The 17,083-nt window shown below is 59.1% G+C and carries 15 protein-coding genes; 1 reads left to right on the forward strand and 14 read right to left on the reverse strand.

Translation table 11 applies throughout. From position 1 onward, the window contains the following. The 14 genes from VGG64_03135 to VGG64_03200 form a co-directional block, all read right to left on the reverse strand. On the reverse strand, positions 1-314 hold a 314-nt coding region (locus VGG64_03135), incomplete at its 3' end, for a hypothetical protein (protein HEY1598566.1). A 75-nt stretch (positions 315-389) separates the two neighbouring features. Further along, entirely contained in the window at positions 390-1,613 is a 1,224-nt protein-coding gene (locus VGG64_03140; protein ID HEY1598567.1) for a glycosyltransferase, read from the reverse strand. Further along, complete coding sequence (locus tag VGG64_03145; GenBank protein ID HEY1598568.1) at positions 1,558-2,406, reverse strand: class I SAM-dependent methyltransferase; 849 nt, start codon at positions 2,404-2,406, stop codon at positions 1,558-1,560. Before VGG64_03145 ends, VGG64_03140 begins: the two co-directional genes overlap by 56 nt. Before the next feature lie 114 nt (positions 2,407-2,520). Further along, complete coding sequence (locus VGG64_03150) at positions 2,521-3,573, reverse strand: NAD-dependent epimerase/dehydratase family protein (GenBank protein HEY1598569.1); 1,053 nt, start codon at positions 3,571-3,573, stop codon at positions 2,521-2,523. Between the two features lie 152 nt (positions 3,574-3,725). Next, positions 3,726-5,186 (reverse strand): hypothetical protein, encoded by a 1,461-nt coding sequence (locus VGG64_03155; GenBank protein ID HEY1598570.1) that lies wholly within the window; start codon positions 5,184-5,186, stop codon positions 3,726-3,728. 48 nt (positions 5,187-5,234) lie between these two features. After that, on the reverse strand, positions 5,235-6,224 hold the full coding sequence (locus VGG64_03160; protein HEY1598571.1) for a class I SAM-dependent methyltransferase: 990 nt from the start codon (positions 6,222-6,224) through the stop codon (positions 5,235-5,237). An 83-nt stretch (positions 6,225-6,307) separates the two neighbouring features. Then, positions 6,308-7,192, reverse strand: a complete 885-nt coding sequence (locus VGG64_03165) for a class I SAM-dependent methyltransferase (GenBank protein ID HEY1598572.1) — start codon at positions 7,190-7,192, stop codon at positions 6,308-6,310. Positions 7,193-7,285: 93 nt separating this feature from the next. Beyond that, on the reverse strand, positions 7,286-8,134 hold the full coding sequence (locus VGG64_03170) for a phytanoyl-CoA dioxygenase family protein (protein ID HEY1598573.1): 849 nt from the start codon (positions 8,132-8,134) through the stop codon (positions 7,286-7,288). A 72-nt stretch (positions 8,135-8,206) separates the two neighbouring features. Beyond that, a complete protein-coding gene (locus VGG64_03175; protein HEY1598574.1) occupies positions 8,207-9,580 on the reverse strand; it encodes an oligosaccharide flippase family protein in 1,374 nt (457 codons plus the stop codon). Between the two features lie 32 nt (positions 9,581-9,612). Then, positions 9,613-10,569: an NAD(P)-dependent oxidoreductase gene (locus VGG64_03180; GenBank protein ID HEY1598575.1), complete on the reverse strand. Its 957-nt coding sequence runs from the start codon at positions 10,567-10,569 to the stop codon at positions 9,613-9,615. Then, positions 10,566-11,285, reverse strand: a complete 720-nt coding sequence (locus VGG64_03185; GenBank protein ID HEY1598576.1) for an acylneuraminate cytidylyltransferase family protein — start codon at positions 11,283-11,285, stop codon at positions 10,566-10,568. The genes VGG64_03180 and VGG64_03185 overlap by 4 nt, the downstream gene beginning before the upstream one ends. Before the next feature lie 20 nt (positions 11,286-11,305). Next, complete coding sequence (neuC, locus tag VGG64_03190; protein ID HEY1598577.1) at positions 11,306-12,472, reverse strand: UDP-N-acetylglucosamine 2-epimerase; 1,167 nt, start codon at positions 12,470-12,472, stop codon at positions 11,306-11,308. Beyond that, positions 12,465-13,511: an N-acetylneuraminate synthase family protein gene (locus VGG64_03195; GenBank protein HEY1598578.1), complete on the reverse strand. Its 1,047-nt coding sequence runs from the start codon at positions 13,509-13,511 to the stop codon at positions 12,465-12,467. Before VGG64_03195 ends, neuC begins: the two co-directional genes overlap by 8 nt. A gap of 159 nt (positions 13,512-13,670) precedes the next feature. Next, positions 13,671-14,234, reverse strand: a complete 564-nt coding sequence (locus tag VGG64_03200) for a transcription termination/antitermination NusG family protein (GenBank protein HEY1598579.1) — start codon at positions 14,232-14,234, stop codon at positions 13,671-13,673. A 694-nt stretch (positions 14,235-14,928) separates the two neighbouring features. Here VGG64_03200 and VGG64_03205 point away from each other — a divergent pair. Next, entirely contained in the window at positions 14,929-17,079 is a 2,151-nt protein-coding gene (locus VGG64_03205) for an alginate lyase family protein (GenBank protein ID HEY1598580.1), read from the forward strand. Positions 17,080-17,083 lie beyond the last annotated feature (4 nt).

The raw sequence follows: 17,083 nt of genomic DNA on the forward strand, positions 1-17,083 counted from the left end.
CGGGTTCGCTGAGGTATGACATCGATTCTTGGGATCGACGCCAGTAGTGGCCCCAATTCGCGTGGCGCAAACGCATCAGGACGAGGTTGAAAAAACCGCCGATCGAGCTTGCGATATGCCAGGTACAGCAAATGATGGCGGTAATTGAGCAGTCGCCTCCAGGCGGGCGGACGAGGTCGTGAGGGTGAGCCATCACGGATTACCAAGACGATTTCCGCGTAGCTCGAGGCCATGATCCGCTCGATCATCACCTGGATCCAAGCGGGCGCCGTCAAGGAGTCCACCAACAGCCCCACCCGGACTTTGCGGGGCATGGCGGTCTCTGTTTCGGCAGCAGTCATGAGCGTTTTCTCAGAGAGCAATATAGAAGGTGCTGGCACGCAACGGCGTCAGGCGCGGGCCAGCGAAGGCGCCATCGTCTCGGCCATGACCTGTCGCAAGTGTTTGGCCACAACCGGCCCGTAAAACTGCTGAGCGGCTTGCAAAGCGTTGCGGACGAGTTGCTCACGACGCAGTGGGTCGTTACGCAATCGATCGATCGCGGCCTCGACCTTGTTTGTGTCGCGCTCGTCGACGATTTCGGCACAGTCGTATTTCCGCAGCCAGCGAGTCAAAAAACAATTTGGAGGCGCATGGGCCAAGATAGGACGATTCGAGATCAAATACGAAATCGTTCGGGTCGGAAAGATCGTGTCATACTCTAATTGACTGACATCACCACAAAAGCCGTGTGGTAGCAATAGGATGTCGTGCGATTGTAGCTCCGTCATTACCTGCTCGTAGGCTACACGGGTGTGGGTGATCCGCGGTCCAGACACGCCGACATTGTCGAAGTGCCAGTCCGGCGTGCCGGAATACGTCGTCATCTGCAAATCTTCCCGGCGATTCACAACCTCGGCGAGCCGCCGCGAGGCATCAACATTCGAGCCGTTGAGGTGCCCCATGAACGCCAATCGCAGCGTTTGCCCCGGAGGAGGGGCCGGAGTGAACTCGGGTACCGGCTCGCTAAAGGAATGTACCAGCGACTCGAAGCGAACCTGTGGGTAGATCGGCTCGTAGTGGGCCTTCATTCCGTCGCTCATTACGAAGACGGCGCGGGCCTGACGAAAGACACGCGGTTCCAGCCACTCCGCGAATCGCTGCGCGTTGCCGATGCGGCTTTCGCGGTAGGTGTTGTGAAAGTACAAGTAGTACGGCAGACGCAGTCGTTTGGCCGCCAAAGACGCCGCGTAGACAAAGAACTCGTTGGGAAACACCGCCATGATCGCGTCGCAATGTTCATCGCTTGCGATTCTCGCCAGCCTACGTGCCACACTCGGCAGCGTAAGCCAGGTCGTCCAGCGCACATATCGTTGACCGCGTTTGGGCCACGTCCATTCCTTGTTCAGCAGATGGATTCGTGGCAGTTTCGGGTCGCGACGATATGACTCCATGCCGCTCCACTGCTGTCCTGCCAGGACCATTTCCTGGGGACTAAACTGGTGCGAGAGGTTCTCCACAATGACGGAAGAACCATTCGCCGAGGGGGGCAATCCCCACGACACCAGCAGCACGCGCTCAGGCACTGACGCCGAGCGCGCCGCCGGCGCGGAATAGGAACTCGTTACAGCCATTGGATCGGGTGGTTCTAAGTCTCAAAAGGCTAAAGCCGTGATCGGCCAGGAAATCGACCGTCTCGTCTGGTGTGCAGTACTCGTATGGCAGCCCGCCAAACCAATCGTCGATATCGCGCAAGAAGGTCATGCCACGCACCTGCCGGTAATCCCGTAGGAAGCGGATCGGCGAACGAAACCGCGTCAACATCTTCGTCAGCAAAAGTGCCGCATAACAGCGTGAAAGTACGGGAAACAGAAAGTGCGGCGAACGATTACAGATCCGCTTGATTTTCAACCAACGCGCCGAACTGGGCGTGGTGTTGTAGAGCGCGGTGTGGAAGACACCGTCGCCTTCGACGTTGTGTCGTAGGACATTGTCAACGGCGCGCCACAGCGATCCGGTGTGGTGCAAAACGCCCCAGGAATATACGTACGAGAAGCGTCCCAGTGATTCCAGAAACGCTTCGTCGAGCACCGAGCCGTGCCGAATCTCCCAACGGCTTTCGTCGATACCTTGGGTCTGGCGCAAATTACGAGCGCAATCGATCGAATTCGGATCAATGTCGATTGAGAGCACGCGGCGAGCCCCCAATCGCAAGGCGACCAGGCTGCTCAGTCCGCTGCCGCAGCCTAGGTCGAGAAAATCGTAATCATCGAGCCGTTTCAGATGCGTGAAATTAACGAAGCTTTGCACGGCCTTGGCGATGACCGGCTCGTCGACCGCGGCGAGGAATCGTTTCCAATTGGCCCCGAAGCTGAAACCGATCGTTTCGCCCGAGACTTCCGCCGCCTCTTGATTAACGTACGTCATGACGCCTCGACAAAAAGTTGGGCAGAGCGGTGGTTGGAAATTGCCGCTGTGAGTAGCGACCATGCGCGGATATGGTTCTAACTTCGAGTCCGAGCATTTGTACTATGGCGCGATTCAGGCCCGCTGTTGCTTTTGCACCGCGTTGATCATCTCGTCGACAATCTGTTCCAGGCTATAGCTCAGTCGCCAATCCGGAAAGTGTGACTGTAGTTTTCGCAAATCCGAGTAATAGCAGATATGATCGCCAACGCGGTTGATGTCTGAATAGCTTAGCTGCGGCCTCTTGCCGCTGAATTTCTCGATCAGATTGATGCACTCGATGACGCTGGCGGCGTTATCGCGGCCGCCACCCAGATTGTACACCTCGCCCGGCCGTGGGTTTTGAGCGAAGTGCCAAAACGCGTTGATCACGTCGTGACTGTGAATCTGGTCGCGAACCTGCTTCCCTTTGTAGCCAAAAATCGTGTACGGTCGTTCTGCCAGGGCCACCAGTACCAGGTAATTCAAGAAACCGTGCAGCTCGACGCCCGAGTGCGACGGCCCAGTTAGGCAGCCGCCCCGAAAAACGCCCGTCTTCAGACCAAAATACTTGCCGTACTCCTGCGCCAGCACATCGCCGGCAACCTTCGAGGCGCCGAACAGCGAGTGCAAACAGCGGTCTATCGAAAAATCCTCGGCGATGCCATGCTCGTAGCGTGGGTCGTCGTAGTCCCAGCGTGTTTCCAGCTCTTTCAGGGGAATATGATTTGGCCCATCGCCATACACCTTGTTGGTACTCATCTGAATGAATACGGCCTCGGGCGTGTGTCGGCGGCAGGCTTCGAGCAAATTCAATGTGCCGACGGCATTGACGTCGAAATCGTCAAACGGACGTTGGGCGGCCAGATCATGGCTAGGCTGCGCCGCGGCATGGATTACCATCTCGAAGCGTCCGCTGCGCAGCAGGGAATCGACCCCCTCGCGATTGCGGATGTCCAACTCTTGATGCGTGAACTTCGTACATTGCGATTCGAGCTGCTCGCGGTTCCAGCGCGTGTCACCTTTCGGGCCAAAGAAGTCGGCCCGCATGTTATTATCAACGCCGGTAATATCGAAGCCCAAGGCATCAAAAAACCGTACGGCTTCCGAGCCGATCAGGCCGCTCGATCCGGTTACAAGCACGCGCATGCCAGAGTTCCTAGCGTTTCAGCTTAAGTGTTGAGCGTACTGCTCATGCCAAGTGTGGGCAGGCGAGGTCGACGCGTAACAGTTGATTAGTTTCGAGTCGGTTTGCATTGCCATATATCGTGACGCGCGACGGGCATCCAGATTGCGAGCGATCATTTTGAATGCTTTGCACGCTGCCCTTGCGCGGCCGACGCAAGCTGCCAGAGAAGATCTGCCGTGCGGACGCCGGCTTGGCCGTCAAGGAGATTGAGTTGCTGGCGAATGATCGCTTCGCGTCCTTCGTGATCGAGTTGCGGGTTCTTGATATAGGCATTCGCCATCCGCACGAAGTCGTCGATGCTCATCGCCTGGGCAATGCCTCCCGTTTCGAGCAGCTGCGAATAATGCGTGTAGTGCATGAATCGTCGGGCAGACTGCGCTTCGTGAACGGGAGGATCACCATCAAAGAACACGTTTATTATCGGCGTGCCTGCGCAGGCCGCGTCGATGCTCAGGGTCGAGCTTGTCGTCACCACGATATCACCTGCCGCCATGAGCTGCGCCAGGTGCGTGGCATCGTCGCGAGGTAAGTCCCAGGCCAGCTTGTCGGATTGCACGGGTGGCTCTTCAACGCGCACATTGGGACCCGCCAAGGCGCGAAATGGCTCCAGCGACAGGCTGTAAAAGCCGCGGACCACTTGCGGGTGCAGGCGAATCCAAAGGTACGGCCTGGGTTGAATCGACCCGGCATTGATCGCGGCAACAATTTGCTTGAGGATATTCAGCTCGTGGCCAAGCACCCCTGGATTGATCGTGCCATAGACGATCAGCGGGCTCCCTTCGGGAATGCCGTGCTGGCGGCGCCAGGCGGCACGATCGAACCGGTCGCGGAAACCACTGTAGTGATCGAACTGCGCCGCACCACACCAACGGATCCGCTCGCGAGGATAATTGTGGTATGTCGCGGCCTCGTCGGCCATTAGATCACTCCAAACCAGCAAATGTTCGGGCACTCCGCCCATGTACCCTTTGCTGGTGAGATTGTCCCAGGAAAGCATGACGGTTGCTGTTGGAATCCCTTTGCGTTTGGCGGCCCGCAACAGGTGAATGTCGTTGCGGTTGTAGCCGGGCGTACCGGTCACGATCAAGTTCGGACGGTGTTCATCGATAATGGTGTCGAATTCCGCGCCGCGAAAGAGCGCTGCCTCGGCCGCGATATAGGCGCGGCGCAGAAAGGCAATGCGTCCCAAAACCGTGTTCGCCGCGCGCGACAGCCAATAACGCTTGGGCGCGCCGCGTCGGAAAGCCTCGTTCTTGTAGTTCAGCGTCCCGCCCAGCGACGGGTTCATCAACATGTACTGTCGCAGAGTGATCAGATTACCTTCGACGCGCGAAAACCGCTCGGGCATTGGCTCGAGAGCGATTTGCGGGTGGGTGAACTCTTGCTGGAAATACGGCTCCCGGCTGCTATGCGAAACGATCACTAGCCTAGTGCCGCGGGCCAGCAGGCTATCGGCAATCGCCGAACGGAGCAACATCCGCGCCTGAAAGCCATGCGTGATGTTAAATAACACCTTGGGCGCAGCGCCATAGCTAGTTGGTGGCGAGGCACTCAATGGCAATTCAACGCTCAAGACAACAATTCCTGGACGAGCATCCAAGGGACTCGGTCGATCGTAGTGCTATTTGGCGAATTTCTGCACAAGTTCCCGCGCCCCCGGCACGGCTCGCACCGTGCGCGTGAGCAGAGTGTACGCAGGCCCATACTTGCGGCGCCGATCATCTGCCAGGGCGTAGCGCTTTAACGTCTCGTCCCAATGCGCTGCAAGCTTATCGAAATCTGGCGCGGGGTATGTTACTGGCTGTTCGCGCTCGATATCGCGAGGCTCACGACAGGCTTGCGCGATACAGACCCATTCGGCAGGTCGATTGCCCGGCCGGCCTGCCAAGATATTCAAAGGCGTGAAGCCTGCGCATTCCAACGCGAATGCCAAAGACCGCCGACTCCACAGTGTGATGTGCGCGATATTAGCCATGTATGGCGTGGAGAACTCCGCGATCGGTAGCCCTCCCATATACAGAATCCCATCCGGACTGATCATCTTTCTGATGAGCAGCAACATGTCGAACGGCGTCATCAAGTGCTCCAGGACGCCGTCCAATATCACCATGTCGGCCTTGGTTTTCGCCGCCAGGTTCGCATCGAAATAGCCGTCGCTTACATCCAACTTGTAAACGTCTCGGGCGTATCGCGCGTACGGCGCCAAGGGTTCGACACCGCTGACCGTGAAACCACGGTCGCGAAAGCTGGCAAGCAACGTTCCCTCGGCCGGTCCGACTTCGAAGATGCGTTTGCCAGGAAGGAGTCGTTCGAGGTCCATTAGCCGGAGCTGGTTCCACTTAAAAGCGGTGTCCATGCGCTTCTTTTTCAGATGCTTGCTGGGAACCTCGCCGGTGCGGTATCCCGTTTCGTCGGAACGTTGCACCTTTTCGTAGAATTTCTCGTACTCGGCCTGGTCGAAGATCGGGTACTGGAACAACACTGTGCAATGATTGCAAAAGTGATAGTCGACGCCGCCGGTGCGGCCCATCGCCTTGGTGAACTTTTCCAATGGTGCCTGGAACATGCGCCGCGTGTCTTCACTGCGGCAGACGTGACAGCGGGCGGTCATGCTCGGCTCCTCGGGGCGATTTTCACGGGGGGTGCGCTCATGTGTGCGGGTCTCAAGCAATGCCAATTCTGCTTTGCCGGCACTTATGTGGATGGACTGGGCTTGCGAAAGGAAACCAAGACGCACGCGGCCAGACAGTTCCAAGTGCGGGCCCATGGTGCGTTTGCGAATTGACGCTTCACGGCGCGGTGGGCACGGTACAACGGCACGGCTAAGTATCGTTCGACCGCGCGGATATTGTGCGGTGCGTGATAGGAATAATACGGCACGCAGGTAATATCCGCCGCGTGCAATTCTTCCACCCAATGCCGGTATTCAGCGACACCAAACTCGGTGCGCGTCATAGGAGTATCCACACCCTTGGTATTGCGACCCAATAAACGGTTGGTAACGTCCTTGAGCTGTCGAGGAGGGAGCTTCCAAGGGGCGAACAGGGCGTAGCTCACTATCATGCGCCGTTCCGGGATCGTCGGAACGACGACGTGAAAAGCCAGCCCTCCGGGACGCAACAGCCGAAATGTCTCGGCCAGCAGCGGTTGCGGATCATCGAAATGTTCCAATAGCCCGATGCTATAGATGCAGTCAAAGGAGTCTGACGGCAATCCAGTCTTGGTCGCATCGGCAGCGACAAACTGCGGGATGCGCAGCTTCTCGCGACGAAAATTCTGCTCGGCAAGCTTAAACGCTTGCGGAGCCAAGTCGAGCATGGTGACGTCGCAGCCCTCGGCAGCCAGATACATGCTCGTCGTACCGCGACCGGCCCCCATTTCTAAGCATTTGGCCGAGCGATTCTTGCCGAGCATCGACCACATGTCTTCGAAGTAGATCTTCTGATTCAGTTGCCTGAAACGTCGCGGCGTGCCGCGGGTGAAAAAGGACAGTTCGTCCGCCGGAACGTTTTCCCAGATTTGGTTCCACGCCTCGTACTCGCCTATGCCTTGGCTCGCGCTGGAAAGTTCTTCAGCCATTTGCCGTAACCTCCAAAGTCGCACGACAGCCGACTCGGGCTTCGTGTCGGCGATGCCCCAACAAGGAGCCGCCTGGCTCCTCTGCGAAGTGCGTTACCTTCGCGAAAAGAACGGATTGGTACGCAAGCTGACATGTAGCCCTAATCGCTCGTTCCCTGGCACGCCGCGCACGCGCCGGTGAAAGCCGAACGTGTTGGCTACGACAAACGTTCCGCGCGGGCAGGCGAGCGTGATCTCTTGCAATCCCAGGTCGTCGAGCTCTCGCTGGGATATGCGCCGCGAACCGGTATTCTGGCGACAACTCTCATCGTAGATATACGACAGCATTTTGCCGGACAATAAATGCGACCCTTTTACGAACACAAAGGGCGCGCACTCAGGTGTAACGTCCGTCAGGTACAGCCAACCTTTATGCGTCGTAAAAAAAATGTCGCTATGCAGGAAGGTCTCTGGATCTTCGACATCGAGCGGGCCCGACTGAACCAATCGTTCGAGGGCGCGGTAGGCCCGCCGATCGAAAGTATTGGGACGATGTTCGACGGCCTCGAAAATAGCGGGCAAGCGTGGGTCGCTATAGAACGCATCCAAGTCGGGGCGTAACGGGGCGAACTGTTCGGCGATCACGTTCAACGAATTGGGCCCGTGGCGGAACACCTTGATGTTTTTCTGCTCGCGGCTCCAGATCTCTTCGGCGCGACGCCGCAAGTCGTCCACGGTCGCCGTAGGTAGGAAGTTCGGGATGATGAGCAGTCCGTCACGCTCGAGTGTCTCCACGTCATCACGAACCGAGGTATCGACGTGTGCGCGCGGCGCACGCATCTTGTGCATCATGCGCGCCATGACTGTGCGCGCCACCTGGGCGCCAAGGCGATTCATCGTGCGACTGGGAATGGTCTTGTCGGCGGAGAAAAAGCGAGTCAACGACTTTGGGCCAGACGCCATAATTCATCCCTTGAGCAACGCGAGATTTCAAGCAACCTGGTTTCGATCCAGGCACAAAGAATGTGAATGTGGCTAGCCGCCAGTAGGTTGCCGGCTGCGAATCGCCAGGCGGGCCTGTTGATCGAGCCAGGCCGCGTCAGCCAGATTGGGCCGGAACAACCGTGCCTTGTGCGGCGCCACCAACCGGCGATACACGACCACGGCGGTGACCGCCGTCACAATATAACACCCCGACGAGGCAATCGCCGCGCCGACGGCACCGTAACGTGGTATCAGCACAAAGTACAACAAAGAACCTACCAGGCCACCAATTCCTGCCGTCGTGCCGGACAAATGCGGTTTGCCCACTCCTCCGAAATACTTCGTCAGAACCTTATGGACTGTCATGGCAACGGTCCCAGGCATTAGCAGCGCAAGCGGCACGGCCGTGGCAGCGTAGGCGTCGCCCAGGATGTACACGATACCAGGCGCCGCAAACACCACTGCGACGCCTGCTACCGCCAGTGTCCAAAAGACGACGCGGTTCATTCGTTCGATCAGCTCTTGCCGCTGCGCAACATCCTTCACCGCCGCGACCTTGTTGAAAAGCACATGCGCCAGGGAATCGGGCAGCATCCACAACATCTCAGCGAAGCTCACGGCCAGGGCATATGTGCCCAGAACTTCGGATTTGGCCACCATACCAAGGATCCACTGATCCAATCGAAGATTCGAATATCCCACGACGTCGCCCACCCATGCCTTCAGGCCGTATCGTGCTCCCTCTCGAAGAAACGTCGTGTTCCAGGCCAGCACAGGCCGGAATCGCCTGATCGATGCGATGGTGCTGGCGGTTAACAGCAGCACCTGATTGGTCACCATGCCGATGACCGCGCCGCGCAGGCCAAGCTGTGCCATGACGACAAGCAGTAATAGCATAGTTGAGGTGAGGATCGCGGTGGCGTAAGCAATGCGATTACTCGCCGAAAACCAAGAATCGCCTAACGCCACACGATTCAAGGTTAACGTCGCGCCCTGCATCGGTAGTGTGAGCAACACCAGCAACATCAAATGCGGAGGTGTTGCGGCTGCGGTTTCACCCAATAAATCGAAATACCACAGCAGGCCCAGCAGGCACGCTCCGACTGTTCCCTGCATAACACCCACAGTGACGCAGGTCAAAAAGATGTCGCGAACCGCGTAACGCTTGTTGGAGATGAAGTAGGTTACAGACGCGCCGAACCCGAACATCAATAGCGGCAGGGCAAATCCGCCCATCAGTACCAGAAATCCGTAAATGCCGCGATTTGCCGGCCCGAGAACGATTGCCACCAGAATACTGGTCAATATCGTGATCGGCAGCGTCAGCAACCGCGTCGTAAATATGTTCAGGCTGTTGCGCGCAGCGGTTGCTGGTGCCGCCGGGCGGGTTGTTGGTCCATCTTTGTGCAGCGATGGTTCGCTCAATGGTGCCTTGATATACCGCGTGGTTCGGCGTGTTAGATCGCAGCCTTCGCGGCCAGTAATGCGGTTAGTCGACTGGCCAGAAAACGCTCGGTCTTTTCCATCGATTCGCGAGTGCAGCCGCCGATGTGCGGTGTGATGATCAATCGCGGGTCGGCTTTCGCAAATTCTACCAGCGGATGCCCCCGCATGCCGGAAGCGTCTTCCTGGTACAGTACGTCGAGGGCGGCGCCGGCCAGACGTCTCGATTGCAGCGCGTCCAGTAGTGCCGCTTCATCGATCAATTCACCCCGCGACGTGTTGATGAACCAGCTGCCTGGCTGCATGGCTAGAAACTGCTCTCGACCGAAGAAGCCGTATGTGTCATCGCAGAGATTGACGTGCAACGTCACAATGTCGGCCTGAGCAAGCAGCTTCGCCAGAGGTACTTTCGTCAGGCCTGCGGCAAGCTCCTCGGGATCGATGTCCGGATCGTTGACCAGCACGCGCATGTCAAAAGCTTGCAGATAGCGTGCGACGATTTGACCGAGCCGACCATATCCTACCACTCCGACCGTTTTACCGTACAACTCGCGCCCTTGAAAAGCGTCGCGATTCCAATGGCCATCTTGCGTATTGGCGACGGCGCCCGGCAACTGGCGCAACAAGGCCAATAGCAGCGCGATGGTCAACTCAGCCGTGGCACGCACGTCTTTGAGGAACGCCGTTTCCCCTTTGAGCGAGACGACTTGGATTCCCCGCCGCTCGGCCTCCTTAAGATCGATGTGGTTTAGTCCCGTTGTAGGCGTGACGACATATTGAAGTCGGGTACCGGCGTCGAAGACTGGGGCGTCAATCCGATTCCGCAACCGCACCCACAGCACCTCGGCGTCGGCGATGGCCGCGAGCAGTCCCTCTCGATCGAGATCCGCTTCGACAACCTCAGCCACGTTCCGCAACGATTGCAGCGCCGTGGCCGAAAAGCCGTTTGACTCGGCCACCAGAATCTTCACCGGGCGGCTCCCGCGTGGCCGGCCCGATTTTCCAGCAAACGTTCGACCAGGAACAGATCGAACGGCGTGTCAATGTTGCACGAGCGCTCGATCGGCATCAGCCAGGCGCGGCAGTCGCGCCCTTTGAGCGAGTTTTGCACCATCACGACGTCGCGGCGCGCCACGTATACCGACCCGTCACGCAAGTACAGCTTGGCCAGGTCTTGCCGTCTCTGCCCCTCAAAGGCTTCGGCGAACGGTGGGTCGGTCACGCGCCCTTCGGCGTCGATGAATTTCATGCGCGCCGGATGCCGTTCTCCCACGTCGACAAACGAGATCACCGAGTCCGCGTTCGTTCGCTCGAGCAACTCAATGGCACCGTCGATATCTTCGGTGACGCGGAGAGGGTTTGTAGGTTGCAATGTGAAGACCGCATCGTAGCGATCCCCGTTGTCTTCCAATCGTCGGATCACATCTTGGATAACCGGCAGCGAAGGCGTGTCATCCCGCGCAAGTTCGGCGGGGCGCATAAAGGGGACTTCTAGACCACATGCTCGTCCCACTTGGGCAATCTCTTCGTCATCTGTCGAAAGCACCACGCGGGCTAGGTGGCGGGCCGCCAAAGCCACCTCGGCGGTGTAGGCTAGCAGCGGTTTCCCGGCAACGGGCGCTGTGTTCTTGCGCGGAATCCCCTTGGATCCACCGCGCGCTGTCACGATGCCAAGTACCCGCAACATGTAAGGTCTGCGATCGGCTGCTAGTCGTTAATGAAGTGCAATCGCTTTTGGACATACGGCGTCAGGCCCGCCAGTCCGGCGGCAATACGCTCGGCAACGTATCCATCGCCATACAGGGTGCTCGGTGCGTATCGTCCATGGGCCAGGTGCTTGCGGGCTGCCGCCTCGATTGCGTCGCCGACCGGATCAGTCGGCGTGACGTGGACATCGTGCTCGCGCCCCCCTTGGCGATGACCGACCAGCACGACCGGCGTTCCGAAGTAGCCGGCGTCACGCACAAAGCTGCTCGAATTGCCGATCGCGCAGGCTGCGTTGGACAGCACCTTCAGGTACTTCTCGGGGGTCAAGTTCGTAAGCGTGCGCAGCCAACTGGGCTGGCGACGCTCGCGAAATACGCGGATCGCTTTACTAATATGATCCGAACCTGCATCGATGTTCGGCCACAGCAAAACCGTTTGAATTTGCAAACGATTTAAGGCGTCGAGCAGGGCGTCCATCTGGCCGCGCTCACCGCCGAATTCGGTCGTCGTGGGATGAAACAGGACCAGCAAAAACGGTTTTTTAACGTCGATCGTCGCTCCACCACCGCGACTATTAATCACGTCAGGGTCGAGCGTGCGGTCGAATACTCGGGCGATGTCGCTCGAGGGACAGCCGGTGCCAAGGATCGTGTCGGGGCGCTCCCCCATCCGCACGAGATAATCCGCAGAGCGTTTCGTGCTGGGAAAGTGGAAGTGGGCGAACTTCGTAATCGCATGTCGGGCGCTTTCGTCGATCGAGCCCGACACTTCTCCTCCCTGAACATGGATGATGCACAGATTCATGTAGGCCGCGGCGATGGTGGCTGCCAGAGCCTCATAACGATCGCCGATAAGCAGTACCACGTCCGGCTTCAGGCGTTGGAATTCGCTGGTGAACTCGACCATGCCGAACCCTATGCTTTTGGCCATCGTGGTCGGTGTTGATCCTTCCAACTCCATGTAGACTTCGCCATCGACGCGGAATCCATCCTCGCGCACGACGTCGACAGGCTGCTGAAATCGTTCCAGCACCATCGTGCCAGAACAGATTACCTGCAGATCGAGCTCGGGCCGCTCGACGATGGCTTGCATCACAGGCTTTAGTCGACCGTAATTTGCGCGGTCGACGAGCACGACGCAGACTTTGCGGCGTTTGGGGTTACTCAAAATCGTCCTCTGACAAAAGTGTGTCCGGCGCGATAGCGCGCTTGGTTCGTGTGCCAATCACGCTCTGATACTTGCTGGCAGGAATGCCAGTCCCCGGCTTCTTGAATGCCAGGTCGTCGGCCGTGATGCGATGGCCGACAGGCAATGGCCGCGCGGTCACGACACTTTTACCGAAAGTCCGTCGGACCGAAGCGAGGTCTGCCGCGATGGCTTGCTTGTCGATGGGATGTGCAAGCGCCGTCTCGATAAATCGCACTCCCTCGGCCAGTTGTCGCAGCTCGTCGGTCGTGAGCGATGCCGGCACGTCGGGCCCGAAGCACTCTCGCGAGAATACGACGTGTACCTCGAGCATGGTGGCGCCAAGCGTAACGGCCGCCAGTCCGGCATATATTTTGCCCGAGTGGTCAGATAGACCGACCGGACAACCGTAGCGCTCGCGTAGTTCATTGAGGACGTTGAGGCCGACCTTTTCGGCCGGGCAGGGGTAGGCCGTCGTGCATTGCAGAACGGCCACCGGCGCACCGGCATCGCGAACGCAACGGACGGCCGCGTCGAGGTCTTCCCAGGAGGAAAGACCACTGGAAAGCAGTACTGGCCGCTGGGTTTTGGCCATCCGCTCGAGCATCGGCAGGCTGCCGATTTCGCCCGCGCCCACCTTCCAGGCGGTCATCTCCAACTCGTCGAGCATTTCGACCGCAGCCAGGGAAAAGGCCGACGACAGAAAGATCAGTCCGCGCTCGGTTGCATGTTGGGCCAATCCGCGCCATTGGTCCGGGGTGAATTCCATCCGCTTCCAATACTCGTAGCGGGTAGCATCCTGCGGCGAGAACTTGACGCGGAATTGCTCGGCCGGCGTCGACTCGGCCGCGGCGATGTGCGTCTGGAATTTGACTGCACCGACGCCCGTGCCGGCCACGGCATCGATGTAGGCATGCGCCGTACCGAGGCTGCCATCGTGCGCCTGGCCAATTTCAGCGATGAGAAACGCCGGATGGCCTTGGCCGACGGGCGTTGTGCCAATGCGAAATGTCGAGGGCAAATTGAACACGGATGGGCGAGAGATGCGACGCGAGCTGCCGGCGTGTCGTGGTTGTTACTGTTTGGCTCGCGCCGCACGCATCCGATGTGCCGGCAGCGTTAGATTGATTCTGTCGAACGGTAACCGATCCTAGTTACCGCGGTTGCGTAGGCTAGAGCGCTAATTGAGCAATTCAAGTTGGCAATCGTCGACCAGGACGCTTGCCCCGCGCTGTAAGAAGTTGACGGCCACGAGCAATCGAGTCTCGTTGGCGCGGCGAAGGACAATTCCTTCGAATCCCATCAAGGCCCCCGAGCGAATGCGCACCGGCTGACCGGGCTCGAGACGGGCCTCCGGCGTTAACGGCTCACCCGTGGCAATCAGGCGGTGGATCGCGCGCAAGTCGTTGGTTAACTGCGCGCCGTCAGGTACATCAAGACAGCGAGACACGCAATTGGTGGTCATCGCGACATGCCGCTGTGCTCCAGTGCCATAGAGAAACACATAGCCGGCGAATAGAGGCACCTGCGACACGCGCACGCGCCCCGACGGCGACCGAATACGCTTGGCCACGACGGGGGCATAGAAGGGAGTCTCTTGAGCGTGCAACCGCCGCATCAGCTGCTTCTCTTGACGCGCGAGGCTATATAACGCCCACCAGCGTGCCTCGGGCTCTGCACAGGCCTCGGCACGGTCGAACAAGTCGGCCGGATACAGGCTCGGTTCAGGGGCCAGGATAGGCATACGAAATCACTTCCAGGGGTCGGCTGTCGCGTGGCACGCTTGTCGCGATTCGCGGGCGATCGGGCGCTTCAATCGAGATTATAGGCAAGTGACGCGTAGGCCTGGACGAATGGTCTACGGCCACTGACAATGCAATAGTGGTGTGAGGGTTCCATCGGCGCGCACTCCGTTCCCATGGGTGACATGGGTCCCCTTCGCGGCGCCGACACTAATACTGTGTATGCTTCGCCCCACTAACGAACTTCACCGCAGGCGAACCCAAGACCTGACATGCACGGGAATCTGCTGGAACTTCAATGCTAGCTTAGATTACCGTCTCGGGCGTTGCCGCTGCACGGGTGGCCTCAGTCGGGCCTCGACCGCCGGTAACCCCCGGAGAATTGACGACCGAGGCCGGCGGGTTTGCGGGTGAAGTGTGGGATTTCTAGCTTTTAGACTACACATCAAAAACAACGTTGTCGATGGCCCGCAAACGTGTTCACGACCCTGACTGCGACACCTGCGGACGATCGCAGCGATGGCACACATTTGCGGGCTTTCTCCGTGCGTGCGCCCCTCTGGTGGCGGCTGACTGTACCCCCCCAAAAACAAGCCGTCACACGCGCCCAGGCAACACGGGAACTGTGAAAGTACGCCGATCCACTTCACCTGGCGTTGATGGACGTAAACGTACTGATCGCAGGTATGGTTCCGAATGAAGCGAATAGCGCGGATGTACTGGATCGTGCGCGCCGTCGGCTGGGAGAACGTACCGCGCCGGGCCTGGCACATTGTCATGGGCCGATTGGGGCTCGACGCCAGCGAAAAGCTGAAAGACGAAGCCCGGGAGGGCCTCGTCGAACGCGAGTTCATTGCCGGGTATTCGCCGGCCGCGGCGCTTGAATGCTGGCGGACCCGCGCCGATCGGTTCTTCACGGGGCCACGCCAGGCTGCCCAGATACAGCCGGCTCTGACGCAGGTCGCCGACGACGAACGTTGGCAACACAGAGTGCGCGATCTAGTCGATGCCCTGCCGCGCGGCCAAATGCTGTATTTCAATCACCAGTCGTTAAATGTGGGCTGGCCGGTCGATTTCAATCACGACCCCATTCACGATATAAATTGGCCCACCGGTTGGTCGCGGCACGGATATCGGCCGTTTGATAAACGCTATAAGGACCTCAAGTGCGTGTGGGAGGCTTCTCGTTTTCAAACGGCTTTTTTGCTAGCACGCGATGTGGTGCGCCACCCCGCCTCGCCGACCGGCGAGCTGTTTTGGCAGTTGTTGGCTGACTGGGACCGGCAGAATCCGTTCGCTGCATCGGCCGGCTGGGCTTGTGGCCAGGAAGCCACTTTCCGGCTCATGGCGTGGCTTTTCGCGGCCTGCGCTTTCGTCGACGCCCCCGAGGCCCGCGCGGAACGCTACCACCGGCTAAGTGAACTGGCCTGTCTGTCTGGTCGGCTGATCGAGCGTAATATCGTCTACGCCCGCAGTCAGAAGAATAATCATGCCATCAGCGAGGCTGCGGGACTGTGGACGCTCGGTCTGATGTTTCCCGAGTTGCGCCGGGCAGCCCAGTGGCGCGAGCGCGGCCGCCGCGTACTTTGCGAGGAAATCGAGCGGCAGATTTATCCCGACGGCTCGTACATCCAACACAGCACGAATTACCATCGCGTCATGATGGACGACGTTCTGTGGGCCATCAGATTGGGAACGTTGCATGGCGACCCTCTCACCGAGTTGCACGCCCCGCTTTCGAAGGCGCTGGTGTGGCTCTCTGCGATGATCGAGCCTCGCACCGGCCGCGTACCCAACTATGGGGCCAATGACGGTGCCGTGGTGCTACCGCTGACGACGTGCGACTACGTCGACTTTCGGCCGGTAGCCCAGGCAGCTAATTACGTGCTGCACGGCACTCGCCTTTACCCTCCCGGGCCATGGGACGAAGAAATGCTCTGGCTGTGCGGGCCAGAATCGTTATCGGCGCGGCAAGCCGAGAAGGCCCGGCCGTCGCCATTTGAAGCACCGAGTGGCGGCTATTACACCCTCAGCGGTCCGCGCTCGTGGCTTTTTACGCGCATTCATTCGTTTCGCGATCGGCCGAACCAGGCTGATATGTTGCACGTTGATTTGTGGTACGACGGCGCGAACGTGTTGCGCGACGGTGGCAGCTTTCACTACGATACCGATCCGCCGTGGCAACACTTTTTCGAATCGACGGCCGGCCACAACACGGTCGAGGTGGACGGCCAGGACCAGATGCAGCGCGGTCCCAGCTTTTTGTGGTTCCGCTGGACGCAGTCCCTGCTGCTGGCGTCGGAGCGCTCATTGGACGGTCGAGTCGGTTTTCTTGCGGGCGAGCACTATGGCTATCGCCGGCTGACGGGACGCGTGGTGCATCGGCGTTCGATCGTCAGAATCCTCGATACATACATAATTGTCGACGATCTCTTAGGGAGTGACGAACACGAGTTGGCCCTACGTTGGCGACTGGCGCCGGCCGAGTGGCAAGATCGTTCCGGAGCCTGGCAGGCCGAGATCGAAGGGCAGCAGCTGGTCCTACGCGTTGTTGCGCCGGCTGGTTTTGCAACCCGCCTTTACCGTGGTGAGGAGGGGGCCGCGCCCGAAGGATGGGAATCGCTCTACTACGCCGACAAGCAGCCAGTGCCGACGATCGTAACGCGAGGACAGGCTTCGTTGCCCGTCAGAATGGTGACCGTTGTGGGCCCAGCGGGCGCCGGTATTACTGTTCCTAGCCTCGATGAACCGGCAGGAGAGAATCCCGTGCGCGTCACGGGAATTAGCGATCGCGCCCTGGCCAGCGAAGTTGCCCGGCTGTCAGGCGGATTAGTCCAGCCCGCCTAGATTG

Source organism: Pirellulales bacterium (assembly GCA_036490175.1).
GTDB lineage: Bacteria > Planctomycetota > Planctomycetia > Pirellulales > JACPPG01 > JACPPG01.

Excerpts from the sequence above, each read along its gene's own strand:
- VGG64_03140 (HEY1598567.1), bottom strand. The coding sequence starts at position 1,613 with ATGGCTGTAACGAGTTCCTATTCCGCGCCGGCGGCGCGCTCGGCGTCA.
- VGG64_03145 (HEY1598568.1), bottom strand. The coding sequence starts at position 2,406 with ATGACGTACGTTAATCAAGAGGCGGCGGAAGTCTCGGGCGAAACGATC.
- VGG64_03150 (HEY1598569.1), bottom strand. The coding sequence starts at position 3,573 with ATGCGCGTGCTTGTAACCGGATCGAGCGGCCTGATCGGCTCGGAAGCC.
- VGG64_03160 (HEY1598571.1), bottom strand. The coding sequence starts at position 6,224 with ATGACCGCCCGCTGTCACGTCTGCCGCAGTGAAGACACGCGGCGCATG.
- VGG64_03165 (HEY1598572.1), bottom strand. The coding sequence starts at position 7,192 with ATGGCTGAAGAACTTTCCAGCGCGAGCCAAGGCATAGGCGAGTACGAG.
- VGG64_03170 (HEY1598573.1), bottom strand. The coding sequence starts at position 8,134 with ATGGCGTCTGGCCCAAAGTCGTTGACTCGCTTTTTCTCCGCCGACAAG.
- VGG64_03185 (HEY1598576.1), bottom strand. The coding sequence starts at position 11,285 with ATGTTGCGGGTACTTGGCATCGTGACAGCGCGCGGTGGATCCAAGGGG.
- VGG64_03200 (HEY1598579.1), bottom strand. The coding sequence starts at position 14,234 with ATGCCTATCCTGGCCCCTGAACCGAGCCTGTATCCGGCCGACTTGTTC.
- VGG64_03205 (HEY1598580.1), top strand. The coding sequence starts at position 14,929 with ATGAAGCGAATAGCGCGGATGTACTGGATCGTGCGCGCCGTCGGCTGG.